This window comes from Kluyvera genomosp. 3, from assembly GCF_011765685.1.
GTDB lineage: Bacteria > Pseudomonadota > Gammaproteobacteria > Enterobacterales > Enterobacteriaceae > Kluyvera > Kluyvera georgiana_A.
The window spans coordinates 1,061,551-1,085,408 of record NZ_CP050321.1; the positions used below are offsets into that span (position 1 = coordinate 1,061,551).

Consider the following 23,858-nt stretch of genomic DNA (forward strand, 5'->3'; position numbering starts at 1 on the left):
TTTGATATTTCTATCCCTTCTTTAATTGTTATTATCCACGTCGTTAACCTTACATTCAGTTTTGTTTTTTCTGATTAGAAACAGCTTTGCTACTGGAACATAACAACGCATGACAACACAGTCTCCCCCTTCAGCTTTGCTCCCGCTTAATCCGGAGCAGTTAGCGCGCCTTCAGGCGGCCACTACTGATTTATCACCCACCCAGCTTGCCTGGGTTTCTGGCTATTTTTGGGGCGTGCTTAATCAGCAGCCTGGCGCTGCGACCGTTTCTGCCGCACCGGCTGCCGTCGAAGTCCCGGCCATTACGCTGATTTCCGCCTCGCAGACCGGCAATGCCCGCCGCGTTGCGGAAGCGCTGCGTGACGATCTGCTGGCCGCCAAACTGAACGTGAACCTGGTGAACGCCGGGGATTATAAATTCAAACAAATCGCGTCGGAAAAGCTGCTGGTTGTTGTGACCTCTACGCAGGGTGAAGGGGAAACGCCGGAAGAAGCGGTAGCGCTGCATAAATTCTTGTTCTCGAAAAAAGCGCCGAAGCTGACCGATACCGCCTTTGCGGTGCTGGGACTTGGCGATACTTCCTATGAGTTTTTCTGCCAGGCAGGGAAAGACTTTGACAGCAAGCTGGCCGAGCTGGGCGGTGAGCGCCTGCTCGACCGCGTCGATGCAGACGTGGAGTACCAGGCCGCCGCGGCGGAATGGCGTGCGCGTCTGGTTGAGGTGCTGAAAGCCCGCGCGCCGGCTGCACCTTCCGTGCAGGCGGCAGCAAGCGGGGCGGCGAACGACATTCACTCCAGCCCGTACACCAAAGAGGCACCGCTGTCGGCGTCCTTGTCGGTGAACCAGAAAATTACCGGCCGCGATTCTGAAAAAGACGTCCGCCATATTGAAATTGACCTCGGCGATTCAGGCCTGCGCTATCAGCCAGGCGACGCGCTGGGCGTGTGGTATCAGAATGATCCCGCGCTGGTGCAAGAGCTTGTTGAGCTGCTGTGGCTGAAAGGTGACGAGCCCGTTACCGTCAACGGCAAAACCCTGCCGCTGGCCGAAGCGCTGCAGTGGCACTTCGAACTGACGGTCAACACCGCGAATATCGTGGAGAACTACGCTACGCTGACGCGCAGCGAGTCTCTGCTGCCGCTGGTGGGCGATAAAACGCAGTTGCAGCAATATGCAGCCACCACGCCTATCGTCGATATGGTGCGTTTCTCCCCGGCGCAGCTCGACGCTGAAGCATTAATCGGCCTGTTGCGTCCGCTGACGCCGCGTCTGTACTCCATTGCCTCTTCACAGGCGGAAGTCGAAAGCGAAGTGCACGTAACCGTCGGCGTCGTGCGCTACGATATTGAAGGCCGCGCCCGCGCGGGTGGTGCTTCCAGCTTCCTCGCCGACCGCGTGGAAGAAGAGGGCGAAGTGCGCGTGTTCATTGAGCACAACGATAATTTCCGCCTGCCAGCGAATCCGCAGACTCCGGTGATTATGATTGGCCCTGGTACGGGTATCGCGCCGTTCCGCGCCTTTATGCAGCAGCGCGCCGCCGATGGTGCGGAAGGTAAGAACTGGCTGTTCTTCGGTAACCCGCACTTCACCGAAGATTTCCTTTATCAGGTTGAATGGCAGCGTTACGTGAAAGAAGGCGTGCTGAGCCGGATCGATCTGGCCTGGTCACGCGATCAAAAAGAAAAAATCTACGTACAAGACAAACTGCGCGAACAGGGCGCAGAGCTGTGGCGCTGGATTAATGACGGTGCCCACATTTATGTCTGCGGCGACGCCAATCGCATGGCGAAAGACGTTGAGCAGGCGTTGCTGGAAGTGATTGCTGAGTTCGGTGCAATGGACATCGAAGCGGCGGATGAATTTTTAAGTGAGCTGCGCGTCGAGCGCCGTTATCAGCGAGATGTCTACTAATGAGCGAAAAACACCCAGGGCCTTTAGTGGTCGAAGGCAAACTGACTGACGCCGAGCGCATGAAGCGTGAAAGTAATTTCCTGCGCGGCACCATCGCGGAAGACCTGAATGACGGCCTGACCGGCGGCTTCCACGGCGATAACTTCCTGCTGATCCGTTTCCACGGCATGTACCAGCAGGATGACCGTGACATTCGTGCCGAGCGCGCCGAGCAGAAGCTGGAGCCGCGTCACGCGATGCTGCTGCGCTGCCGTCTGCCGGGCGGAGTGATCACCACCACCCAGTGGAAGGCGATCGACAAATTCGCCGCTGACAACACGATTTACGGCAGCATCCGTCTGACCAACCGTCAGACCTTCCAGTTCCACGGTATTCTGAAGAAGAATGTCAAGCCAGTGCACCAGATGCTGCATTCGGTGGGGCTGGACGCGCTGGCGACCGCCAACGACATGAACCGTAACGTGCTGTGCACCTCCAACCCGTATGAGTCCGAGCTGCACGCGGAAGCCTACGAGTGGGCGAAAAAGATCTCTGAACATCTGCTGCCGCGCACCCGCGCCTATGCGGAGATCTGGCTCGATCAGGAGAAGGTCGCGACCACCGACGAAGAACCGATCCTCGGGGCAACCTATCTGCCGCGTAAATTCAAAACCACGGTGGTGATCCCGCCGCAGAACGATATCGATCTGCACGCCAACGACATGAACTTCGTGGCGATTGCTGAAAACGGCAAGCTGGTGGGCTTTAACCTGCTAGTTGGCGGCGGTCTGTCTATTGAGCACGGTAATAAGAAAACTTACGCGCGTACGGCCAGCGAGTTCGGCTTCCTGCCGCTTGAGCATACCCTGGCGGTAGCGGAAGCGGTGGTGACGACCCAGCGTGACTGGGGTAACCGTACCGACCGTAAAAATGCGAAAACCAAATACACGCTTGAGCGCGTCGGTGTCGACACGTTCAAAGAAGAAGTTGAGCGTCGCGCGGGGATCAAATTCGAGCCGATCCGTCCGTATGAGTTTACCGGTCGCGGCGATCGCATCGGTTGGGTGAAAGGGATCGACAACAACTGGCACCTGACGCTGTTTATCGAAAACGGTCGTATCCTGGATTACCCAGGACGTCCGCTGAAAACCGGCCTGCTGGAGATCGCGAAGATCCACAAAGGCGATTTCCGCATCACCGCCAACCAGAACCTGATTATTGCCAGCGTGCCGGAAAGCCAGAAAGCGAAGATCGAGAAGCTGGCGCGCGACCACGGGTTGATGAATGCGGTGAAACCGCAGCGCGAAAACTCGATGGCCTGCGTGTCGTTCCCGACCTGTCCGCTGGCGATGGCGGAAGCCGAGCGTTTCCTGCCGTCGTTCACGGACAAAGTCGAAGCGATTCTGGAAAAACACGGTATCCCGGACGAGCACATCGTGATGCGCGTGACCGGCTGCCCGAACGGCTGTGGCCGCGCGATGCTGGCGGAGCTGGGGCTGGTGGGCAAAGCGCCGGGTCGCTACAACGTGCATCTGGGCGGCAACCGCATGGGGACGCGTATTCCGCGTATGTATCGCGAAAATATTACGGAATCAGAAATTCTCGATTCTGTTGACGAACTGGTTGGGCGCTGGGCGAAAGAGCGTGAAGCGGGTGAAGGCTTCGGCGACTTTACGGTGCGTGCGGGCATCATTCGCCCGGTGCTCGATCCAGCGCGTGATTTCTGGGAATAACACCGTCCCCCCTCACCCTAATCCTCTCCCCGCAGGGGAGAGGGGACCGTTCGGTTTTCTCCCTCGCCCCTTTGGGGAGAGGGCCGGGGTGAGGGGAAACACACAAACGAGGTCCATATGTCCAAACTCGATCTAAACGCCCTGAACGACCTGCCAAAAGTCGATCGCGTACTGGCGCTGGCCGAAACCAACGCCGAACTGGAAAAACTGAGCGCTGAGGATCGCGTGGCCTGGGCGCTGGAAAACCTGCCCGGCGAATACGTGCTCTCCTCAAGCTTTGGTATCCAGGCGGCGGTGAGTTTGCATCTGGTGAATCAGATTCGCCCGGATATCCCGGTGATCCTCACCGATACCGGCTACCTGTTCCCGGAAACCTACCAGTTTATTGATGAGTTAACGGACAAACTCAAACTTAATCTCCAGGTCTATCGCGCCAAAGAGAGCGCTGCCTGGCAGGAAGCGCGTTACGGCAAACTGTGGGAGCAGGGCGTTGAAGGCATTGAGAAATACAATGACATCAACAAGGTTGAGCCGATGAACCGGGCGCTCAAGGAGTTAAATGCGCAGACCTGGTTTGCCGGCCTGCGCCGCGAGCAGTCAGGTAGCCGTGCTACGCTGCCGGTGCTGGCGATTCAGCGCGGCGTGTTTAAAGTGCTGCCGATTATCGACTGGGATAACCGTACCGTTTACCAGTATCTGCAAAAGCACGGTATGAAATACCATCCGCTGTGGGATCAGGGCTATCTGTCGGTTGGCGATACGCACACCACCCGCAAATGGGAGCCGGGCATGGCGGAAGAAGAGACGCGGTTCTTCGGGCTGAAGCGTGAGTGCGGGCTGCACGAAGGGTAATGAATTTATCGCGCAGCGGGCCCTCTGTTGCGCGATATTAAGCCTGCTGGCGACCTAATTCCCTCGCCATTTCCAGAAAGGCGGCAAGCCCGGCGGACGGGTTGCGACGCCCGGGGTAGTAAATACACAGGCCGGGGAAGGGTGGTGTCCAGTCGTTGAGCAGGCGAACCAAACGACCTGCTGCAATATCCTCCACCACATCCTGCTCCAGAAAGCAGCCAATCCCGGCGCCTTCCAGCACGGCAATCCGCGCTAAAGAGGCCTCATCAAGCGTAAGTCGCCCTTGAACATCCACCTGCACAACCTCTCCGGCGTTTTCCAGGTGCCAGCGGTAAATCGTACCGTCGGGCAGCCTGACGCGAATGCAGGCGTGATGGAGAAGATCGAGCGGCGTTTCAGGGCTGCCCTGTTCTTTAAGATACTGAGGCGAAGCGACGATAGCGTGACGCTGCGGCTGGCCTAATGAAATGGCAATCATGTCATTGGGAATAAGCTTCGCCACACGGACGCCCATATCAAAGCCTTCCGCCACGATATCAATCAGGCGACCATCGGTGACAATATCGACCTGCATTTCGGGATAACGCTGCAGAAACTTCAGCACCAGCGAAGAGATAATGGTGCGCGCGGCAAAGGGCGGAGTATTAATTCGCAGCAGCCCCGACGGCGTTTCGCGGCGGGCGCGAACGACCTCCAGGGCATCATAAACCCCCTGGAGCGAAGGGCCGACGTTATCAATAAACAGGCGACCGGCATCGGTCAGGCTGACGCTACGAGTGGTACGGTTAAACAGCCGGACGCCAAGCCCGGACTCAAATTTGGCAATCGTGTGGCTCAGCGCCGTGGTGGAAACACCCAAATCGACCGCCGCCGCGCGGAAAGTTCCACGACGGGCAATCGCCATGACGGCTTCTAAATCAGTGAGCGCAACGCGCGACATTATCCCGTTTCCTTCATCACTTCATCAACATTTGTCCTGATTGTTTAAACTATAGCGGATCCTTACAGTAAACCCGTAACGTTTATTGAAAGGAGCGGCAGCATGAATATGCCAACGGCAATACAGCATTTCTTTAATGAAGAAAGTCTCGACACGGCGATGAGTGCCTTTGCGGAATATGCGGTGGTCAAAGATGAGGGGAATACCTATACCGGCCGCACGGCTATCCGCGCATGGCGGGTCGCTTCCAGAGAACAGTATGATTTTGTCTCTGAACCGTTCGATATGTTTGCACGTGGCGACATCGTGACGATTCGTGCCAATGTTAGCGGCAACTTCCCGGGTAGCCCTGTTGTGCTGGACTACGATTTCCGTCTGCTAAAAGACCGTATTGTTGAACTGGAGATTGGTTATGCCGAGCTTTCTGGGTCTTGAGGGAAAACGTGTGCTGGTCACGTCGGGGACCAAAGGCGCAGGCGCGGCGACGGTGGCGCTATTTTTAGCGCAGGGCGCGCGGGTGATGACCTGTGCCAGACATCAACCGGAAGCCCATAGCGATGCGCTTTTTGTCGCCGTTGACCTCACAACCGCGGAGGGCTGTGTGGCGTTGGCCGATGCCGTACAGACGCAGCTTGGCGGTGTTGATATTGTCGTCCATATGCTTGGCGGCTCATCGTCACCGGTCGGAGGCTACGCCGTGCTCAGCGATGATATCTGGCAACAGGAGCTGGTGTTGAACCTCTATCCTGCCGTCCGTCTGGATCGCCTGCTGCTGCCTGCGATGGTGGCTAACGGGCAGGGTGTGGTCGTTCACGTCTCGTCTATCCAGCGTTCCTTGCCTTTACCGGAGTCCACTACGGCCTACGCGGCAGCGAAAGCCGCGCTATCCACCTACAGCAAAAGCCTCTCCAAAGAAGTGTCGCCAAAAGGCGTTCGTGTCTTGACGGTAGCGCCTGGATGGATTGAAACCGAGGCTGCCGTACGCTTTGCCGAGCGGCTGGCTGCTGAGAAAGGAATCGATTACGAGGGCAGTAAAAAGATCATTATGGATTCGCTGGGCGGTATTGCGCTCGGTCGTCCGTCAGCGCCGGAAGAGGTGGCGAACCTGATTGCTTTCCTGGCGTCTGAGCGAGCCGGTTCGATTACCGGCAGTGAGTACGTTATTGATGGTGGAACGATCCCCACGGTGTAATGCGGTAAAGGTCAGGCGGGCTGCCTGACCTTGAGGGTATCAGCCGTGGGTTTTCGCCTTCGCCAGCTCTCGCATCAGCGGCATCATCACTCTGACCACTTCACGGCTACGGCGCTCAATACGCCCCGGCAGCGCTTTATCAATATATTGCTGGTTGTCGAGTTGCGCGTTATGCCAGCTGGTGCCGTCCGGGAAGCTGGCGCTTTTCGCGCGCTGCTGGTAGCCGTCCTTTTTGCCAAGCGACCAGTTGGTGGCTTCGACGGAGAGTACCGGGATACCCGCCTGGTCGAAGACTTCGGCATCGTTGCAGCAACCAGTACCCTGCGGGTATTGCGGATTGAGGCCTGGGTTGGTGGCGGCAGCAATGCCGCGGCTGTGGGCCAGGGTCAGCGCCCGATCGCGGGTTAACTTGCGCACCGAGGCCGGGGTTTTGACGCCGCTGTTAAAATAGAGTTTGTCGCCGACGACCAGGTTATCGAGGTTAATGACCAGCAGCGTATTTTTCTTTTCCGCGCTGCTCATGCGCTTAAGTAAATTCTCAGCGCCGAGTTTTCCCTCTTCTTCACCGCTGGTAGCGATAAAACGGATGCCATACTCTGTGGGAATATTTTTAAAACGCTCCGCCAGCTCCAGCATCACGCCGAGGCCCAGTGCGTTATCGTCGATGCCCTGAAGCGTCAGACCGCCGAGATTCTGTTCGACGTCGCTGTCGCTGTGCGGCGCGTAGGTGTCGAGATGCGCCATGATAATAATCTGCTGGCTGGATTTCCCTTCATGCGCCGCGATAACCGTACTGCCGACCACGTTATGCCAGTTTTTTCGGTTATCTTTGCTGGTGTAGATATAGCGGCTGTTAAAGGTGCGGATATCGCTCTGGTAACCCATTTGCGCAAACTGCTGACGAATATAGTCGGCGGAGAGCATTTCAGCGGGCGTGCCGGTAATGCGTCCGGGGAAATAGGTGGCAATATAGCGAGCCTGCGTATTGGCGATGGTGCCCAGTGACGAAGCGGCGGCCTGTGCCGGGAGGGAGAAGCATACGCCGAGCGCCAGGGCTGCCATGCAGTGGCGCAATGCGGAGAACATAGGAAGTCCTTACAACAGAGCAAAAAAATAGACGCGCTTAGTATGAAACTGTGGTTTTCATTACACAATTTCAAAAGCTCTTAAATGCCCGAAAAATAGCATGTTAAGCACTTTTTGATATTTGCTTTTCCAGCGCGTTATTCCTTTGAGTAACTACTCATTCCTTTTCGTAATTTCATTTGGTCTAAACCTACCCCTATAGTCCCTCTATTGCTGATTGTTAGCGAGTTGTAGCACGACCCCGCAGCAACAACCCAATAAGCGCCAACGACAAGATCGGCCCTCAACACAACAGACGTGCAATGAATCAGGCTTAAGGAACGGTTATGGACCAAAAACGACTTACTCACCTGCGGCAACTGGAGGCGGAAAGCATCCATATCATCCGTGAGGTGGCCGCCGAATTCTCTAATCCGGTGATGATGTACTCCATCGGCAAAGATTCCAGCGTAATGCTGCATCTGGCGCGCAAGGCGTTTTATCCGGGTACGCTGCCGTTCCCGCTGCTGCACGTTGACACTGGCTGGAAGTTCCGCGAAATGTACGAGTTCCGCGACCGTACCGCGAAAGCCTACGGCTGCGAACTGCTGGTGCATAAAAACCCGGAAGGGGTGGCGATGGGGATCAACCCGTTTGTCCACGGTAGCGCCAAGCACACCGACATTATGAAAACTGAAGGGCTGAAGCAGGCGCTGAACAAATACGGTTTTGATGCCGCGTTCGGCGGCGCGCGCCGCGATGAAGAGAAATCCCGCGCCAAAGAGCGTATTTACTCCTTCCGCGACCGCTTCCACCGCTGGGATCCGAAAAACCAGCGTCCGGAGCTGTGGCACAACTACAACGGGCAGATCAACAAAGGCGAAAGCATCCGCGTCTTCCCGCTCTCTAACTGGACCGAGCTGGATATCTGGCAGTATATCTATCTGGAAAACATCGAAATTGTTCCGCTGTACCTGGCCGCTGAGCGCCCGGTGCTGGAACGTGACGGCATGCTGATGATGATCGATGACGATCGCATTGATTTACAGCCGGGTGAAGTGATCAAAAAACGCATGGTGCGTTTCCGTACCCTGGGGTGCTGGCCGCTGACCGGTGCGGTAGAGTCCGACGCGCAAACGCTGCCGGAAATTATCGAAGAGATGCTGGTCTCGACCACCAGTGAACGCCAGGGCCGCGTGATTGACCGCGACCAGGCTGGCTCCATGGAGCTTAAAAAACGTCAGGGTTATTTCTAAGGAGCCGCCATGAACACCACTATTGCACAACAAATTGCCGATGAAGGCGGCGTTGAAGCGTATCTGCACGCTCAGCAGCACAAAAGCCTGCTGCGTTTTCTGACCTGCGGCAGCGTGGATGACGGCAAAAGTACGCTGATTGGCCGCCTGCTGCACGATACTCGTCAGATTTACGAAGACCAGCTGTCGTCGCTGCACAATGACAGCAAGCGTCACGGCACCCAGGGGGAGAAGCTCGATCTGGCGTTGCTGGTGGACGGCCTGCAGGCCGAGCGCGAGCAGGGCATCACCATCGACGTGGCGTACCGCTATTTCTCCACCGAGAAGCGTAAATTTATTATTGCCGACACCCCGGGGCACGAGCAGTACACCCGTAACATGGCCACCGGCGCGTCGACCTGCGACCTGGCGATTTTGCTGATCGACGCGCGTAAAGGCGTACTGGATCAGACCCGTCGTCACAGCTTTATTTCCACACTGCTGGGCATCAAGCATCTGGTGGTGGCTGTCAATAAAATGGATCTCGTCGGCTACAGCGAAGAGACCTTTAACCGCATTCGCGAAGAGTATCTGACCTTTGCCGAGCAGCTGCCGGGCAACCTCGATATTCGCTTCGTCCCGCTGTCCGCGCTGGAAGGCGATAACGTTGCCAGCAACAGCGACAAGCTGCCGTGGTACAGCGGCCCGACGCTGCTGGAAGTGCTGGAGACGGTGGAAATCCGTCGTACGGTGGATACCCAACCGATGCGTTTCCCGGTTCAGTACGTGAACCGCCCGAACCTCGATTTCCGCGGTTTCTCCGGCACGCTGGCTTCCGGCACCGTGAAGGTCGGCCAGCGCATTAAGGTGCTGCCGTCAGGCGTAGAGTCTACCGTGGCGCGCATCGTGACCTTTGACGGCGATCTGCAGGAAGCGGCGGCAGGAGAAGCCATCACGCTGGTGCTGAAAGATGAAATCGACATCAGCCGTGGCGACCTGCTGCTTGACGCACAGGACGCGCTGCCGACGGTGCAACGCGCTGCCGTTGACGTGGTGTGGATGGCCGAGCAGCCGCTGGCGGCAGGGCAAAGCTATGATATTAAAGTCGCCGGCAAGAAAACCCGCGCCCGCGTCGATGGCATTCAGTATCAGGTTGATATCAATAACCTCACCCAGCGCGAAGTGGACGCGCTGCCGTTGAACGGTATCAGCCTGGTGGACCTGACCTTTGATGAGCCGCTGGTGCTCGATAAATATCAGGAAAACCCGGTCACCGGCGGTCTGATCTTCATTGACCGTTTAAGCAACGTGACCGTCGGTGCGGGCATGGTGCGTGAACCGAATACCGAGGATGCGGTGGTGAATTCAGAGTTCAGCGCTTTTGAACTTGAGCTGAATGCGTTGGTGCGCAAACACTTCCCGCATTGGGGCGCGCGCGATTTGCTGGGAGGCAAGTAATGGCGGCACATGACGAAAACGTCGTCTGGCATGCCCATCCCGTCACCGCGCAGCAGCGTGAACAACTCCACGGTCACCGTGGGGTTGTGCTGTGGTTTACCGGGCTTTCGGGCTCGGGTAAATCCACCGTGGCCGGGGCGCTGGAAGAGGCGCTGCATGAGCTTGGTGTAAGCACCTATTTGCTCGATGGCGATAATGTGCGCCACGGGCTGTGCAGCGATCTCGGCTTTACCGATGCAGACCGTAAAGAAAATATTCGCCGCGTCGGCGAAGTGGCGAAACTGATGGTGGATGCCGGGCTGGTGGTATTGACCGCATTTATCTCGCCTCATCGCGCCGAACGGCAGATGGTGCGTGAACGCGTAGGGGACGATCGCTTCTTTGAAGTCTTTGTCGATACGCCGCTGGCAACTTGCGAAGCCCGCGATCCGAAAGGGCTGTATAAAAAAGCGCGCGCCGGAGAGTTGCGTAATTTCACCGGAATTGATTCATCGTATGAATCACCCGAGCAGCCTGCGATCCACCTGGACGGTGAACAATTAGTAACAAATTTGGTTGCGCAATTATTAGATCTACTGAGGCAGAGCGATATTATCAGATCCTGAAAACGTGTCGGAGTTTGCCTGCTCCGACCTAACAGGATTATTTATGCGTAACACTCAGAACATCAACGTGGCCCAGCCCGAGTCACTAGCCTCTGCTTATGATGAAACCACCTGGTCTTTGTCAGGGGCTTTTGTCGGCTTTGTGGCGTGGTTGATGGCGCTGGGTATCCCCTATCTGCATTACGGCAATAACACACTGTTCTTTTTCCTCTACACCTGGCCTTTTTTCCTTGCCCTGATGCCCGTCGCGGTGGTGGTTGGCGTTGCGTTTCACTCGCTGGTGAAAGGCAAGTTAGGTTACACCATTGTTGCAACGCTACTGACTGTCGCCCTCCTGTGTGGTTTGTTATTCATGTGGATTATGAGTTAATTCCTTCGTATGAGGGTTCAACGGCGGCGGATTGCACGCCAACAGGCAAAGGAAATGTGGTACATTTCCGGCGATATGCGGTATCGCCTGCGGCCGGAGTGGAGTATGACGGCAAGTTATGGGATGATAGAGCCGTTTTTCAGGGGGCAGGATGGGTAAATTAACGCTGCTATTACTGGCTTTGCTGGTCTGGCTACAATATTCGCTGTGGTTCGGAAAGAACGGTCTGCATGACTTCAGCCGAGTCCGTGATGATGTATCCGTACAACAAACAACCAACGCAAAATTAAAAGCGCGCAACGATCAGCTTTTCGCCGAAATTGATGACCTTAATGGCGGCCAGGAAGCGATTGAGGAACGCGCACGTAATGAACTCAGCATGACCCGTCCGGGCGAAACGTTCTATCGTCTGGTTCCGGATGCGTCTAAACGCACGCAGGGCGCGGGGCAAACGCAAACTAATCGATAATCAGTCCCAGGATGACGACATGGCCGTGACTTTTCCGGGCGTATGCGCCGTGGTGCCGGCAGCCGGATTTGGCCGCCGCATGCAAACGGACTGCCCAAAACAATATCTCTCAATCGGTAACAAAACGATTCTTGAACACTCGGTGGATGCGCTGCTGGCCAACGCCCGCGTCCAGCGGGTGATTATCGCCGTTTCTGCCGGAGACGAACGCTTCGCGCAGCTGCCTCTTGCGCAACATCCCCAGATTACCGTCGTTGAAGGCGGCGCCGAGCGCGCGGATTCCGTGCTGGCGGGCCTGCGTGCGATTGATGATGCGCAATGGGTGCTGGTACACGACGCGGCCCGTCCGTGTCTGCATCAGGACGATCTGGCGCGTCTGCTCAGCTTAAGCGAAACCAGCCGGGTCGGCGGTATTCTGGCCGCGCCGGTGCGCGATACCATGAAGCGCGCCGAGCCGGGGAAAGCTGCGATTGCGCACACTGTCGATCGTAACGATCTATGGCATGCGCTGACGCCACAGTTTTTCCCGCGCGAACTGTTACTGGATTGCTTGACCCGCGCGCTCAACGAAGGCGCGTCGATTACCGACGAAGCGTCGGCATTAGAATATTGCGGCTTTCATCCCGAGTTGATTGCCGGACGTGCTGATAATATTAAGGTGACCCGCCCGGAAGATCTGGCGCTCGCTGAATTTTACCTCACCCGCTCGGGTAACCCGGAGAATGCATAATGCGAATTGGACACGGTTTTGACGTACACGCCTTTGGCGGCGAAGGCCCGATTATCATTGGCGGCGTGCGCATCCCGTACGAAAAAGGGCTGCTGGCGCACTCCGATGGCGACGTTGCGCTGCACGCGTTGACCGACGCCCTGCTGGGCGCGGCGGCGCTGGGCGATATCGGCAAACTGTTCCCGGACACCGATCCCGCCTTTAAAGGCGCGGACAGCCGCGCCCTGCTGCGCGAAGCGTGGAAACGCGTGCAGGCCAAAGGTTACACGCTTGGCAATGTTGATGTCACGATCATTGCCCAGGCGCCGAAAATGCTGCCGCACATCCCGCAAATGCGCGTGTTTATTGCCGAAGACCTCGGCTGCCATATGGATGACGTTAACGTTAAAGCGACCACCACCGAGAAGCTGGGTTTTACCGGGCGCGGTGAAGGCATTGCCTGCGAAGCGGTCGCACTGCTGCAAAAGGCTACGTCATGATTCAGTTTGATGCACTGACCTACCTGCACGGCAAGCCGCAGGGAACGGGGCAGTTAAAAGCCAGCCCGGAAGATTTCCTGGTGGTTGAAGATTTAGGTTTTGAGCCGGACGGCGAAGGCGAGCACATTCTCGTGCGCATCCTGAAAAACGGCTGCAATACCCGATTTGTTGCCGACGCGCTGGCTAAATTCCTTAAAATACATGCTCGCGAAGTGAGCTTTGCCGGACAGAAAGATAAGCATGCGGTCACCGAACAGTGGCTGTGCGCGCGCGTGCCGGGCAACACGATGCCGGATTTAAGCCAGTTTCAGCTGGAAGGCTGTCAGGTGCTGGAATACGCGCGTCATAAGCGTAAGCTGCGTTTAGGCGCGCTAAAAGGCAATCAGTTTACGCTGGTGCTGCGTGAGGTGAGCGGCCGTGATGACGTCGAGACACGATTACAGGCGATTGCCGAACGCGGCGTGCCGAACTACTTCGGCGCTCAGCGTTTTGGCATTGGCGGCAGTAACCTGCTGGGCGCACTGCGCTGGGCAGAAAGCGGCGCGCCGGTGCGGGATCGTAATAAACGCAGTTTTTGGTTGTCGGCGGCCCGCAGCGCGTTGTTTAATCAGATAGTGAGCGAACGCCTAAAAAAACCGGACTTTAATCAAGTTGTTGACGGCGATGCGCTACAATTAGCGGGACGCGGCAGCTGGTTTGTTGCCACCGATGAAGAGCAGGCCGTACTGCAGGCTCGCGTCGACGCGCGTGAATTAATGATTACCGCAGCGCTGCCTGGGAGCGGCGACTGGGGAACACAGCGTACCGCCCTGGAATTTGAACAGACCGTGCTGGCTGAAGAGACGGCGCTGCAGTCGCTGCTGCAGCGTGAAAAAGTCGAAGCCGCGCGCCGCGCCATGCTGCTCTATCCGCAGCAGCTGAGCTGGAACTGGTGGGACGACGTCACCGTCGAACTGCGCTTCTGGCTGCCGGCGGGCAGTTTCGCGACCAGCGTGGTAAGGGAACTTATCAATACAACAGGTGATTATGCGAATATTGCTGAGTAACGATGACGGGATCCATGCGCCAGGCATTCAGACGCTGGCCAGAGCCTTGCGGGAATTTGCCGAGGTTCAGGTAGTTGCACCCGATCGTAACCGCAGCGGCGCGTCGAACTCGTTGACGCTGGAATCCTCGCTTCGTACCTTCACTTTCGATAACGGCGACATTGCCGTGCAGATGGGCACGCCAACCGACTGCGTCTATCTGGGCGTCAATGCGCTGATGCGTCCGCGTCCGGATATCGTGGTTTCAGGCATTAATGCCGGCCCCAATCTGGGCGATGACGTGATCTACTCTGGCACGGTTGCCGCCGCTATGGAGGGCCGCCATTTAGGCTTTCCCGCCCTCGCGGTGTCGCTAAACGGTCATCAGCACTATGAGACCGCCGCGGCGGTGACCTGCTCGCTGCTGCGTGCGCTCGCCCGTGAACCGCTGCGCACCGGGCGCATCCTCAACGTCAACGTGCCCGACCTGCCGCTCGACCAAATCAAAGGCATTCGCGTGACCCGCTGCGGCAGCCGCCATCCGGCGGATAAAGTGATTCCACAGCAGGATCCGCGCGGTAATACTCTCTACTGGATTGGGCCGCCGGGCGATAAATGCGACGCCGGGCCGGACACCGATTTTGCCGCGGTGGACGCGGGCTACGTATCGGTGACGCCGCTGCATGTGGATCTCACCGCGCACAGCGCGCATGAGGTGGTCACCGGCTGGTTGGAGCAGGCGAGGGTTGATGCGCAATGGTAGTCAGTAAACGTATCCAGAGTCTGCTCAACCAACTTCGTCAACTGGGCATCCGCGATGAGCGGGTGCTTGATGCGATGGCGCAGGTTCCGCGCGATAAATTTATTGATGAAGCGTTTGAACATAGCGCGTGGGAAAACGTCGCGTTGCCGATAGGCCAGGGCCAGACGATTTCGCAGCCCTATATGGTGGCGCGCATGACCGAGCTGCTGGAGCTGACGCCGGAGTCCCGGGTGCTGGAGATTGGCACCGGGTCGGGCTATCAGACGGCGATTCTGGCGCATCTGGTGCATCATGTCTGCTCCGTTGAGCGGATAAAAAGTCTGCAATGGCACGCCCGGCGTCGCCTGAAGCAGCTTGATTTACATAATGTATCGACCCGCCACGGCGATGGCTGGCAGGGGTGGCAGGCACGCGCCCCGTTTGACGCTATCATCGTTACGGCGGCACCGCTGGAGATTCCGGTTGCGTTAATGTCGCAGCTGGACGAAGGCGGTATCCTTGTTTTACCCGTGGGCGACGATCGCCAGTACCTCAAGCGCGTTCATCGGCGGGGAGACGAATTTATTATTGATACCGTTGAGGCTGTTCGCTTCGTTCCCCTGGTAAAAGGGGAGCTGGCCTGAGTCCCGGATTTTTCTGAGGGTATTCAGCGAAATTCAGCGTATGGTGAACACGTTTTCCAGTGTTCATCGCCTGCGTTGCACGGTATTAAGTCACTGGCAGTTAACCTATTCCTGGGGGATAAATGAGCGCGGGAAGCCCTAAATTTACCGTCAATCGTGTTGTGGCATTATCACTGGTTTCACTTTGGTTGGCCGGTTGTACTTCTTCGAATAATACACCAGCGCCAGTCAGCTCCGTGAACAGCGGAGGCTCCAGCAGCACGAACTCCGGCATGCTGATTACGCCGCCGCCAAAAATGGGCAGCACGGCGCAGTCAACGCCTCAGATTCAACCGGTACAGCCGGTTCAGACCCAGCCGGTGCAGGCGCAGCCGCAAGTCGCGCAGCCTGTTGCTGAACAACCGGTACAGATGCAGAACGGTCATATCGTCTATAACCGTAAATATGGCGACATTCCTAAAGGTAGCTATACCGGCGGCAGCACCTACACGGTGAAGCATGGCGATACGCTGTTCTACATCGCGTGGGTGACCGGGAATGATTTCCGTGACCTGGCCCAGCGCAACAACGTCGCGGCGCCGTACGCCCTGAATGTCGGCCAGGTTCTGCAGGTGGGTAACGCTTCAGGCCAGCCGATCACCGGCAATAACCCTGTCGCCATGGCCAGCGCACAGGCCAGCAGCGGAAATTCCGGATTAGTCTCAAAACCTGCACAAAATTCAACCGCGGTTGTTGCGTCGACTCCGACAATTACGTATTCTGAGGATTCAGGTGAACAAAGTGCTAACAAAATGTTGCCTAACAACAAGCCTGCGACGACAGTCACAGCGCCTGTAACGGCACCAACTGCGAGCACAACCGTACCGACTGCCAGCAGTACTTCAACCAGTTCGCCGATCTCTTCATGGCGCTGGCCAACTGACGGCAAGGTAATCGAGAACTTTAGCGGCACCGACGGTGGCAACAAAGGTATCGATATTGCAGGCAGTAAAGGACAGGCAATCGTCGCAACCGCCGATGGGCGCGTCGTCTATGCCGGTAACGCACTGCGCGGTTACGGTAATCTTATTATCATCAAACACAACGATGATTACCTGAGTGCCTACGCTCATAACGATACAATGCTGGTCCGGGAACAACAGGACGTCAAGGCGGGGCAGAAAATCGCTACCATGGGTAGCACCGGAACCAGTTCAACACGTTTGCATTTTGAAATTCGTTACAAGGGGAAATCCGTCAACCCGCTGCAGTATTTACCGCAGCGATAAGTCGGCAAAGTACTTCACATGAACGCTTTCAGGTGACGTCGGCGACCGCAGAGGTCGCCTGAAAAGTGACATGATAAGGTGCATTGCCTGGGGATCACGGGTAGGAGCCACCTTAAAATGAGTCAGAATACGCTGAAAGTTCATGATTTAAATGAAGACGCGGAATTTGATGAGAATGGAGTAGAGGCTTTCGATGAGAAGGCCTTAAATGAAGAGGAACCCAGTGACAACGAACTCGCGGAAGAAGAGCTCTTATCGCAAGGTGCCACTCAACGTGTACTCGATGCGACTCAGCTTTACTTAGGCGAGATCGGCTATTCTCCGTTATTGACCGCTGAAGAAGAAGTTTATTTTGCACGTCGTGCCCTGCGTGGCGACGTTGCCTCACGCCGTCGGATGATTGAAAGCAACCTTCGTCTGGTGGTGAAAATTGCCCGCCGTTATGGCAATCGTGGTCTGGCACTGCTGGATCTGATTGAAGAGGGCAACCTGGGGCTGATTCGTGCCGTAGAGAAATTCGACCCGGAGCGTGGGTTCCGTTTTTCAACCTATGCCACCTGGTGGATTCGTCAGACCATTGAACGGGCGATCATGAACCAAACCCGTACCATTCGTCTGCCAATCCATATTGTTAAAGAACTGAACGTCTATCTGCGTACCGCGCGTGAACTGTCCCACAAGCTGGACCATGAACCGAGCGCGGAAGAGATAGCTGAACAGCTGGATAAGCCGGTTGATGACGTAAGCCGTATGCTGCGTCTCAATGAACGCATCACTTCAGTTGATACGCCGCTGGGCGGAGATTCTGAGAAAGCGCTGCTGGATATCCTGGCCGATGAAAATGAAAACGGCCCGGAAGACACCACGCAAGACGATGACATGAAGCAAAGCATCGTGAAATGGCTGTTCGAACTGAACGCCAAACAACGAGAAGTGCTGGCGCGTCGTTTTGGCCTGTTGGGGTATGAAGCAGCTACGCTGGAAGATGTCGGCCGCGAGATTGGCCTGACCCGCGAGCGCGTGCGTCAGATTCAGGTTGAAGGTCTGCGTCGTCTGCGTGAAATTCTGCAGACACAGGGGCTGAATATCGAAGCGCTGTTCCGCGAATAAGCCTGTTTTATTCAAAGAGGTCAGTCGTCAGACTGGCCTTTTTCTTTGCTTTTTTTCCGCGTTATTCCATCATCTTACGAATTAAATGTGTAAATTGCTCCCGTTCCTGCGGCGTCAAACGCTGCAAAAACTCGTCATCCACGCGGTTCCCCACCGGCTGGCTCGCCGCCAGTAGCGCTTCCCCGTCCGGGGTTAAAAAAACAAAACGCCGACGCTTATCATCCGGGTCATGCTCGCGTTTGACCCACCCGCGAGCCTCCATTCGGCTCAGCATTTCAGCGAGCGTCGCCTTGGTGCTAACCGCCACGCTGGTCAACGCCACTTGTTCAATGCCTGGGCATTCGGCGATGGAGCGCATGACCGCATACTGCGGTTTGGTGAGTTCCGGCAACTCGTGCTGCCAGCGTGACGTATGCTGTTGAAAAAGATGGCGGAGCAGGTGAAACGCTTCGTTTTTGATCTCCATGATCGCTCTCCGGCAATGTATCTGCGCTTATGATAGCCGCTCCCGACCCATTGAACAAAAAATGCGAGCTTCGCTGAACAACCTTGCCAGACTCGTCCAACAGGAGTAGCTTAACCACATTGTTCGTACACGAACGAAAATGAGGTGAGAGATGAGACTGATTATTGGCATGACGGGAGCAACCGGCGCGCCGTTGGGGGTTGCGCTGCTGCAAGCGCTGCAAGGCATGCCGGAGGTGGAAACGCACCTGGTGATGTCGAAATGGGCCAAAACCACCATCGAACTGGAAACTCCGTGGAGCGCACGCGATGTTGCCGCCATGGCCGACTTCAGCCACAGGCCGGCCGATCAGGCTGCGACCATCTCTTCCGGCTCTTTTCAGACCGACGGCATGATTGTTATCCCATGCAGTATGAAAACGCTGGCCGGTATTCGCGCTGGTTATGCGGATGGTTTGGTGGGGCGTGCCGCTGACGTGGTGCTGAAAGAGGGGCGCAAGCTGGTGTTGGTACCCCGCGAAATGCCGCTGAGCACTATCCATCTGGAAAACATGCTGGCGCTCTCCCGCATGGGCGTTGCCATGGTGCCGCCCATGCCCGCGTTTTATAACCATCCGGAAACGGTGGACGACATCGTGCAGCACGTGGTGACCCGCGTGCTCGATCAGTTTGGCCTCAAACATGACAAGGCCCGTCGCTGGCAGGGTTTACCGGCGGCGAACCAATATTCACAGGAGAATGCATAATGGCTTTTGATGATTTACGTGGATTCTTGCAGGCGCTGGAAGACCAGGGACAACTACTGAAAATCAGTGAAGAGGTCAATGCCGAGCCCGATCTGGCCGCCGCGGCCAATGCCACAGGCCGCATTGGCGACGGCGCGCCCGCGCTGTGGTTTGATAATATTCGCGGTTTTACCGATGCTCGCGTGGTGATGAACACTATTGGTTCCTGGCAGAACCACGCTATCTCCATGGGGCTGCCAATCAACACGCCGGTGAAAAAACAGATTGATGAGTTTATTCGCCGCTGGGATAAATTCCCGATTGCGCCGGAGCGCCGCGCTAACCCGGCGTGGGCAGAAAACACCGTCGACGGCGAAGACATTAACCTGTTCGATATCCTGCCTCTGTTCCGCCTGAACGACGGCGACGGCGGTTTTTATCTCGATAAAGCGTGCGTCGTCTCACGCGACCCGCTGGATCCGGATAACTTCGGTAAACAGAACGTCGGCATTTACCGTATGGAAGTGAAGGGTAAGCGTAAGCTTGGCCTGCAGCCGGTACCGATGCACGACATCGCGCTACATCTGCATAAAGCGGAAGAGCGTGGCGAAGATCTGCCGATTGCGATTACCCTGGGCAACGACCCGATTATTACCCTGATGGGCGCTACGCCGCTGAAGTACGATCAGTCGGAATATGAAATGGCCGGCGCGCTGCGTGAAAGCCCGTATCCGATTGCCACCGCGCCGCTGACCGGTTTCGACGTGCCGTGGGGCTCTGAAGTGATCCTCGAAGGGGTGATTGAAGGCCGTAAGCGTGAAATCGAAGGTCCGTTCGGCGAGTTCACCGGACACTACTCGGGCGGTCGTAACATGACCGTGGTGCGCATCGATAAGGTTTCGTATCGCACAAAACCGATTTTTGAATCTCTTTACCTCGGCATGCCGTGGACCGAAATTGACTACCTGATGGGCCCGGCAACCTGTGTACCCCTGTACCAGCAACTGAAGGCGGAGTTCCCGGAAGTGCAGGCGGTGAACGCCATGTACACCCACGGTCTGCTGGCGATTATCTCCACCAAAAAACGCTACGGCGGTTTTGCCCGCGCGGTCGGCCTGCGTGCGATGACCACGCCGCACGGTCTGGGCTACGTGAAGATGGTCATTATGGTTGATGAAGACGTCGACCCGTTCAACCTGCCGCAGGTGATGTGGGCGCTATCGTCAAAAGTTAACCCAGCGGGTGACCTGGTGCAGTTGCCGAATATGTCGGTACTGGAACTGGATCCGGGCTCAAGCCCGGCGGGTATCACCGACAAACTGATTATCGACGCCACCACTCCGGTTGCGCCGGACAACCGCGGTCACTATAGCCAGCCCGTACAAGACCTGCCGGAAACCAAGGCCTGGGCTGAAAAACTGACCGCTATGCTGGCTAACCGTAAGTAAGGAGGAAAAGATGATCTGTCCACGTTGCGCCGATGAGCATATTGAAGTGATGGCGAAATCGCCGGTGAAAGGTGTCTGGACCGTATACCAGTGCCAGCACTGCCTGTACACCTGGCGTGATACTGAGCCGTTACGCCGCACCAGCCGCGAGCACTACCCGGAAGCGTTCCGCATGACGCAGAAGGATATCGACGACGCGCCGATGGTGCCGAGCATTCCGCCGCTGCTGGCGGAAGATAAGCGCTGATTTTGATGCTGTTTCTGTGTAGCCCGGATAATCCGGGCTTTTTTTATTTTGCGAGCAGGCTCGTAGCAACGGACGGCGTTTATTTGCTAAGCGGCAGGCAGGAATAGAATAGCGGCGGGTGCTTGAGGCTTTCTGGGCTTTGAGCATTTTCAGGGTTCCAGAAAGGTGAAAGCCCCAGGCGATATTTCTATCAACCTGAGGCTAGCATCAAACCCAAACAGTTCAGATGTTAGTCTCTTCTTTGCAGGGAGGCAAGATATGCTGACAAAGTACGCCCTGGTGGCGATCGTTGTGCTGTGTATAACAGCATTAGGATTCACGTTAATGGTGCGCGATTCGCTGTGTGAATTGAGCATCCGTGAGCGTGGTATGGAGTTTAAAGCTATTCTCGCTTACGAACCGAAGAAGTAGCGACGACGCGGGGGAAACCCCGCGTATTGGCTGTACGGATTTGTCCTCCAGCACCCATTTTTCACCTGCCGGGCTACTCACGTAGCCCGGCCGAGCGCGGCTACACCATGCCTTTCAGACGATAAATCCACTCCAGCGCCTGACGTGGCGTTAATGCGTCCGGATCCAGACCTTCCAGAGCCTCCACCGCCGGTGATACCTCTTCGGGTGCAGACAGCAGCGACATTTGCGTGCCGTCTATCTGCGTGGCCGCCGCATTGGGCGAAAGGCTCTCCAGCTCGCGCAGCTTCTGGCGCGCGCGCTTAATCACTTCTTTCGGCACGCCCGCCAGCTGGGCCACTGCCAGGCCGTAGCTCTTGCTCGCCGCGCCATCCTGCACGCTGTGCATAAAGGCGATAGTCTCGCCGTGCTCCAGCGCGTCCAGATGCACGTTGGCGACGCCTTCCATTTTCTCCGGCAACTGGGTCAGCTCGAAGTAGTGGGTGGCGAATAGGGTTAACGCTTTGATCTTATTAGCCAGATTTTCCGCGCAGGCCCACGCCAGTGACAGACCGTCGTAGGTGGAGGTGCCGCGACCGATTTCATCCATCAGCACCAGGCTGTGTTCGGTGGCGTTGTGCAGAATGTTGGCCGTTTCGGTCATCTCTACCATAAAGGTGGAGCGGCCGGAGGCCAGATCGTCCGCCGCGCCGACGCGGGTGAAGATACGGTCGATAGGACCAATCTCGACACTTTGCGCCGGAACGTAGCTGCCAATGTAGGCCAGCAGCGCAATCAATGCCGTCTGACGCATATAGGTACTTTTACCGCCCATGTTCGGGCCGGTAATGATTAACATCCGGCGCTGCGGCGACAGGCTCAGCGGGTTGGCGATAAACGGTTCGTTGAGTACCTGCTCCACCACCGGATGGCGGCCTTCGGTAATCCGAATGCCGGGCTTATCGGTAAAGGTCGGGCAGGTGTAGTTCAGCGTATAGGCGCGTTCCGCCAGGTTAACCAGCACATCCAGCTCAGCCAATGCGCTGGCGCTTTGCTGAAGGTCGGCCAGGTGCGGCAGCAGCAGTTCAAACAACTCGTCGTACAGCTGTTTTTCCAGCGCCAGGGCCTTGCCTTTCGAGGTCAGAACTTTGTCCTCGTACTCTTTCAGCTCGGGGATGATATAGCGCTCGGCGTTTTTCAGCGTCTGACGGCGCACGTAGTTAATCGGCGCCAGATGGCTTTGCCCACGGCTGATTTGGATGTAATAACCGTGAACCGCGTTATAGCCGACTTTCAGGGTATCCAGCCCGGTACGCTCGCGTTCGCGGATCTCCAGGCGGTCGAGGTAATCGGTCGCGCCATCGGCCAGCGCGCGCCATTCGTCCAGCTCTTCGTTATAACCCGGGGCGATTACGCCGCCGTCACGAACCAGCACCGGCGGCGCATCGATGATGGCACGCTCCAGCAGCTCGCGCAGTTCGGTAAATTCACCCATTTTCTCGCGCAGCATCTGTACCGGTGCGCTGTCGACGCTGGCCAACTGAGCACGCAGTTCCGGCAACTGCTGGAAAGCATGACGCATGCGGGCAAGGTCACGCGGACGGGCGGTACGCAGCGCCAGACGTGCGAGAATACGTTCCAGATCGCCGACCTGGCGCAGCACCGGCTGTAGTTCGGCGGTGGTATCCTGCAACGCGCCAATGGTCTGCTGGCGCTCGGTGAGAATTTTTGTGTCGCGCACCGGCATATGCAGCCAGCGTTTGAGCATGCGGCTGCCCATCGGCGTGACCGTGCAGTCCAGCACCGACGCGAGGGTATTTTCAAAGCCGCCGGCCAGGTTCTGGGTGATCTCCAGATTGCGCCGAGTCGCAGCGTCCATGATGATGCTGTCCTGCTGACGATCCATGGTAATGGAGCGAATATGCGGCAGCGAGGTGCGCTGGGTGTCTTTGACATACTGCAGCAGGCAACCCGCGGCGCACAGGCCGCGCGGCGCACCTTCGACGCCGAAGCCGACGAGATCGCGAGTGCCGAACTGCAAATTCAGCTGCTGGCGCGCGGTATCAATTTCAAACTCCCAGAGCGGGCGACGACGCAGCCCGCGGCGGCCCTCAATGAGCGACATCTCGGCAAAATCTTCGGCGTACAGCAGCTCGGCCGGGTTGGTACGCTGCAGCTCCGCCGCCATGGTTTCGCGGTCGGTCGGTTCGCTCAAGCGGAAGCGACCGGAGCTGATATCCAGCGTCGCATAGCCGTAGCCTTTGCTATCCTGCCAGATGGCCGCCAGCAGGTTGTCCTGACGTTCCTGTAACAGGGCTTCATCGCTGATGGTACCCGGCGTGACGATGCGTACCACTTTACGCTCAACCGGACCTTTGCTGGTGGCCGGGTCGCCAATCTGTTCGCAGATGGCGACCGATTCGCCCTGATTGACCAGCTTGGCGAGATAGTTTTCCACCGCGTGATGCGGGATACCCGCCATAGGAATCGGTTCGCCGGCAGAAGCGCCGCGTTTGGTTAACGAGATGTCCAGCAGTTGCGACGCGCGCTTCGCATCGTCGTAGAACATTTCGTAGAAGTCGCCCATGCGATAGAACAGCAGAATTTCCGGATGCTGTGCTTTTAGCTTCAGGTACTGCTGCATCATGGGGGTGTGAGCGTCGAGATTGTCGATTTTACTCATGGGGTGTAATCCAGGTCCCTGGTTAAAAGTGGAAAGCGAACTTTTTCATTTTCGTTTTTGTCGCAGTGGGTGGCTATGATAACGGAGATAGG

At 56.9% G+C, this 23,858-nt stretch carries 25 protein-coding genes; 21 read left to right on the forward strand and 4 right to left on the reverse strand.

The features are described 5' to 3' along the window. The first annotated feature begins 109 nt into the window (after positions 1 to 109). The 3 genes from cysJ to cysH all read left to right on the forward strand — a co-directional run bounded on the left by cysJ (position 110) and on the right by cysH (position 4,476). Positions 110 to 1,912, forward strand: coding sequence for an NADPH-dependent assimilatory sulfite reductase flavoprotein subunit (cysJ, locus tag GY169_RS05020; protein ID WP_167575135.1), 1,803 nt, complete (start codon positions 110 to 112; stop codon positions 1,910 to 1,912). Then, positions 1,912 to 3,624, forward strand: coding sequence for an assimilatory sulfite reductase (NADPH) hemoprotein subunit (gene cysI / locus GY169_RS05025; protein ID WP_065357930.1), 1,713 nt, complete (start codon positions 1,912 to 1,914; stop codon positions 3,622 to 3,624). The genes cysJ and cysI overlap by 1 nt, the downstream gene beginning before the upstream one ends. Positions 3,625 to 3,741: 117 nt before the next feature. Beyond that, positions 3,742 to 4,476: a phosphoadenosine phosphosulfate reductase gene (gene cysH, locus GY169_RS05030; protein WP_167575136.1), complete on the forward strand. Its 735-nt coding sequence runs from the start codon at positions 3,742 to 3,744 to the stop codon at positions 4,474 to 4,476. A gap of 37 nt (positions 4,477 to 4,513) precedes the next feature. Here the strand turns inward: cysH and GY169_RS05035 are convergent, their stop codons facing one another. Beyond that, a complete protein-coding gene (locus GY169_RS05035) occupies positions 4,514 to 5,416 on the reverse strand; it encodes a LysR family transcriptional regulator (protein WP_167575138.1) in 903 nt (300 codons plus the stop codon). 102 nt (positions 5,417 to 5,518) lie between these two features. Between GY169_RS05035 and GY169_RS05040 the strand changes: the two genes are divergently transcribed. Together GY169_RS05040 and GY169_RS05045 are read left to right on the forward strand one after the other, a co-directional pair. Beyond that, positions 5,519 to 5,851 (forward strand): nuclear transport factor 2 family protein, encoded by a 333-nt coding sequence (locus GY169_RS05040; protein ID WP_163446297.1) that lies wholly within the window; start codon positions 5,519 to 5,521, stop codon positions 5,849 to 5,851. Further along, positions 5,829 to 6,608, forward strand: a complete 780-nt coding sequence (locus GY169_RS05045; protein ID WP_167575139.1) for an SDR family oxidoreductase — start codon at positions 5,829 to 5,831, stop codon at positions 6,606 to 6,608. The genes GY169_RS05040 and GY169_RS05045 overlap by 23 nt, the downstream gene beginning before the upstream one ends. A 39-nt stretch (positions 6,609 to 6,647) precedes the next feature. Here GY169_RS05045 and GY169_RS05050 read toward each other — a convergent pair whose 3' ends face one another. Then, positions 6,648 to 7,694 carry an aminopeptidase gene (locus GY169_RS05050; protein ID WP_167575140.1) on the reverse strand — a complete coding sequence of 349 codons (1,047 nt, stop codon included), beginning with the start codon at positions 7,692 to 7,694 and terminating at the stop codon, positions 6,648 to 6,650. A 326-nt stretch (positions 7,695 to 8,020) separates the two neighbouring features. Here GY169_RS05050 and cysD point away from each other — a divergent pair, with 326 nt between their 5' ends. The 12 genes from cysD (at position 8,021) to rpoS (ending at position 17,808) form a co-directional block, all read left to right on the forward strand. Further along, on the forward strand, positions 8,021 to 8,929 hold the full coding sequence (gene cysD, locus GY169_RS05055; protein WP_064543103.1) for a sulfate adenylyltransferase subunit CysD: 909 nt from the start codon (positions 8,021 to 8,023) through the stop codon (positions 8,927 to 8,929). Positions 8,930 to 8,938: 9 nt separating this feature from the next. Then, positions 8,939 to 10,366, forward strand: coding sequence for a sulfate adenylyltransferase subunit CysN (gene cysN / locus GY169_RS05060; RefSeq protein ID WP_167575141.1), 1,428 nt, complete (start codon positions 8,939 to 8,941; stop codon positions 10,364 to 10,366). Beyond that, positions 10,366 to 10,971, forward strand: a complete 606-nt coding sequence (cysC, locus tag GY169_RS05065) for an adenylyl-sulfate kinase (RefSeq protein WP_163446293.1) — start codon at positions 10,366 to 10,368, stop codon at positions 10,969 to 10,971. Before cysN ends, cysC begins: the two co-directional genes overlap by 1 nt. Before the next feature lie 43 nt (positions 10,972 to 11,014). After that, complete coding sequence (locus GY169_RS05070; RefSeq protein WP_163446292.1) at positions 11,015 to 11,341, forward strand: DUF3561 family protein; 327 nt, start codon at positions 11,015 to 11,017, stop codon at positions 11,339 to 11,341. A 151-nt stretch (positions 11,342 to 11,492) separates the two neighbouring features. Then, a complete protein-coding gene (gene ftsB / locus GY169_RS05075; RefSeq protein WP_163446291.1) occupies positions 11,493 to 11,810 on the forward strand; it encodes a cell division protein FtsB in 318 nt (105 codons plus the stop codon). 19 nt (positions 11,811 to 11,829) lie between these two features. Beyond that, positions 11,830 to 12,540: a 2-C-methyl-D-erythritol 4-phosphate cytidylyltransferase gene (gene ispD / locus GY169_RS05080; RefSeq protein ID WP_167575142.1), complete on the forward strand. Its 711-nt coding sequence runs from the start codon at positions 11,830 to 11,832 to the stop codon at positions 12,538 to 12,540. Further along, positions 12,540 to 13,019, forward strand: coding sequence for a 2-C-methyl-D-erythritol 2,4-cyclodiphosphate synthase (gene ispF / locus GY169_RS05085; RefSeq protein ID WP_064543116.1), 480 nt, complete (start codon positions 12,540 to 12,542; stop codon positions 13,017 to 13,019). The genes ispD and ispF overlap by 1 nt, the downstream gene beginning before the upstream one ends. Then, positions 13,016 to 14,065 (forward strand): tRNA pseudouridine(13) synthase TruD, encoded by a 1,050-nt coding sequence (gene truD, locus GY169_RS05090; RefSeq protein WP_163446289.1) that lies wholly within the window; start codon positions 13,016 to 13,018, stop codon positions 14,063 to 14,065. The genes ispF and truD overlap by 4 nt, the downstream gene beginning before the upstream one ends. Continuing rightward, on the forward strand, positions 14,046 to 14,807 hold the full coding sequence (gene surE, locus GY169_RS05095) for a 5'/3'-nucleotidase SurE (RefSeq protein WP_163446288.1): 762 nt from the start codon (positions 14,046 to 14,048) through the stop codon (positions 14,805 to 14,807). Before truD ends, surE begins: the two co-directional genes overlap by 20 nt. After that, the gene (locus GY169_RS05100; RefSeq protein WP_065357922.1) at positions 14,801 to 15,430 is read left to right on the forward strand and encodes a protein-L-isoaspartate(D-aspartate) O-methyltransferase; all 630 of its coding nucleotides are present in this window, start codon (positions 14,801 to 14,803) and stop codon (positions 15,428 to 15,430) included. Before surE ends, GY169_RS05100 begins: the two co-directional genes overlap by 7 nt. Positions 15,431 to 15,552: 122 nt before the next feature. Then, positions 15,553 to 16,698 (forward strand): murein hydrolase activator NlpD, encoded by a 1,146-nt coding sequence (gene nlpD / locus GY169_RS05105; protein WP_163446287.1) that lies wholly within the window; start codon positions 15,553 to 15,555, stop codon positions 16,696 to 16,698. Positions 16,699 to 16,815: 117 nt separating this feature from the next. Beyond that, positions 16,816 to 17,808: an RNA polymerase sigma factor RpoS gene (rpoS, locus tag GY169_RS05110; RefSeq protein WP_106926080.1), complete on the forward strand. Its 993-nt coding sequence runs from the start codon at positions 16,816 to 16,818 to the stop codon at positions 17,806 to 17,808. 61 nt (positions 17,809 to 17,869) lie between these two features. Here the strand turns inward: rpoS and GY169_RS05115 are convergent, their stop codons facing one another. Further along, positions 17,870 to 18,274 (reverse strand): MarR family winged helix-turn-helix transcriptional regulator, encoded by a 405-nt coding sequence (locus tag GY169_RS05115; protein WP_064543127.1) that lies wholly within the window; start codon positions 18,272 to 18,274, stop codon positions 17,870 to 17,872. 151 nt (positions 18,275 to 18,425) lie between these two features. On the opposite strand from GY169_RS05115, the gene GY169_RS05120 reads away from it, so the two are divergent. From GY169_RS05120 to GY169_RS05135, 4 genes are all read left to right on the forward strand, one after another. After that, positions 18,426 to 19,019 (forward strand): non-oxidative hydroxyarylic acid decarboxylases subunit B, encoded by a 594-nt coding sequence (locus GY169_RS05120; protein WP_167575143.1) that lies wholly within the window; start codon positions 18,426 to 18,428, stop codon positions 19,017 to 19,019. Next, on the forward strand, positions 19,019 to 20,446 hold the full coding sequence (locus GY169_RS05125) for a non-oxidative hydroxyarylic acid decarboxylases subunit C (RefSeq protein ID WP_064543132.1): 1,428 nt from the start codon (positions 19,019 to 19,021) through the stop codon (positions 20,444 to 20,446). The genes GY169_RS05120 and GY169_RS05125 overlap by 1 nt, the downstream gene beginning before the upstream one ends. Before the next feature lie 10 nt (positions 20,447 to 20,456). Beyond that, the gene (locus GY169_RS05130; RefSeq protein ID WP_065357919.1) at positions 20,457 to 20,693 is read left to right on the forward strand and encodes a non-oxidative hydroxyarylic acid decarboxylases subunit D; all 237 of its coding nucleotides are present in this window, start codon (positions 20,457 to 20,459) and stop codon (positions 20,691 to 20,693) included. Between the two features lie 258 nt (positions 20,694 to 20,951). After that, positions 20,952 to 21,104: a Hok/Gef family protein gene (locus tag GY169_RS05135; protein WP_167575144.1), complete on the forward strand. Its 153-nt coding sequence runs from the start codon at positions 20,952 to 20,954 to the stop codon at positions 21,102 to 21,104. A 100-nt stretch (positions 21,105 to 21,204) separates the two neighbouring features. Here the strand turns inward: GY169_RS05135 and mutS are convergent, their stop codons facing one another. Next, a complete protein-coding gene (mutS, locus tag GY169_RS05140) occupies positions 21,205 to 23,766 on the reverse strand; it encodes a DNA mismatch repair protein MutS (protein WP_167575145.1) in 2,562 nt (853 codons plus the stop codon). Between the last annotated feature and the right edge of the window lie 92 nt (positions 23,767 to 23,858).

Coding starts and splice junctions, on each gene's coding strand:
- cysJ (WP_167575135.1), top strand. CDS start 110: ATGACAACACAGTCTCCCCCTTCAGCTTTGCTCCCGCTTAATCCGGAG.
- cysI (WP_065357930.1), top strand. CDS start 1,912: ATGAGCGAAAAACACCCAGGGCCTTTAGTGGTCGAAGGCAAACTGACT.
- cysH (WP_167575136.1), top strand. CDS start 3,742: ATGTCCAAACTCGATCTAAACGCCCTGAACGACCTGCCAAAAGTCGAT.
- GY169_RS05035 (WP_167575138.1), bottom strand. CDS start 5,416: ATGTCGCGCGTTGCGCTCACTGATTTAGAAGCCGTCATGGCGATTGCC.
- GY169_RS05040 (WP_163446297.1), top strand. CDS start 5,519: ATGAATATGCCAACGGCAATACAGCATTTCTTTAATGAAGAAAGTCTC.
- GY169_RS05045 (WP_167575139.1), top strand. CDS start 5,829: ATGCCGAGCTTTCTGGGTCTTGAGGGAAAACGTGTGCTGGTCACGTCG.
- GY169_RS05050 (WP_167575140.1), bottom strand. CDS start 7,694: ATGTTCTCCGCATTGCGCCACTGCATGGCAGCCCTGGCGCTCGGCGTA.
- cysD (WP_064543103.1), top strand. CDS start 8,021: ATGGACCAAAAACGACTTACTCACCTGCGGCAACTGGAGGCGGAAAGC.
- cysN (WP_167575141.1), top strand. CDS start 8,939: ATGAACACCACTATTGCACAACAAATTGCCGATGAAGGCGGCGTTGAA.
- cysC (WP_163446293.1), top strand. CDS start 10,366: ATGGCGGCACATGACGAAAACGTCGTCTGGCATGCCCATCCCGTCACC.
- GY169_RS05070 (WP_163446292.1), top strand. CDS start 11,015: ATGCGTAACACTCAGAACATCAACGTGGCCCAGCCCGAGTCACTAGCC.
- ftsB (WP_163446291.1), top strand. CDS start 11,493: ATGGGTAAATTAACGCTGCTATTACTGGCTTTGCTGGTCTGGCTACAA.
- ispD (WP_167575142.1), top strand. CDS start 11,830: ATGGCCGTGACTTTTCCGGGCGTATGCGCCGTGGTGCCGGCAGCCGGA.
- ispF (WP_064543116.1), top strand. CDS start 12,540: ATGCGAATTGGACACGGTTTTGACGTACACGCCTTTGGCGGCGAAGGC.
- truD (WP_163446289.1), top strand. CDS start 13,016: ATGATTCAGTTTGATGCACTGACCTACCTGCACGGCAAGCCGCAGGGA.
- surE (WP_163446288.1), top strand. CDS start 14,046: ATGCGAATATTGCTGAGTAACGATGACGGGATCCATGCGCCAGGCATT.
- GY169_RS05100 (WP_065357922.1), top strand. CDS start 14,801: ATGGTAGTCAGTAAACGTATCCAGAGTCTGCTCAACCAACTTCGTCAA.
- nlpD (WP_163446287.1), top strand. CDS start 15,553: ATGAGCGCGGGAAGCCCTAAATTTACCGTCAATCGTGTTGTGGCATTA.
- rpoS (WP_106926080.1), top strand. CDS start 16,816: ATGAGTCAGAATACGCTGAAAGTTCATGATTTAAATGAAGACGCGGAA.
- GY169_RS05115 (WP_064543127.1), bottom strand. CDS start 18,274: ATGGAGATCAAAAACGAAGCGTTTCACCTGCTCCGCCATCTTTTTCAA.
- GY169_RS05120 (WP_167575143.1), top strand. CDS start 18,426: ATGAGACTGATTATTGGCATGACGGGAGCAACCGGCGCGCCGTTGGGG.
- GY169_RS05125 (WP_064543132.1), top strand. CDS start 19,019: ATGGCTTTTGATGATTTACGTGGATTCTTGCAGGCGCTGGAAGACCAG.
- GY169_RS05130 (WP_065357919.1), top strand. CDS start 20,457: ATGATCTGTCCACGTTGCGCCGATGAGCATATTGAAGTGATGGCGAAA.
- GY169_RS05135 (WP_167575144.1), top strand. CDS start 20,952: ATGCTGACAAAGTACGCCCTGGTGGCGATCGTTGTGCTGTGTATAACA.
- mutS (WP_167575145.1), bottom strand. CDS start 23,766: ATGAGTAAAATCGACAATCTCGACGCTCACACCCCCATGATGCAGCAG.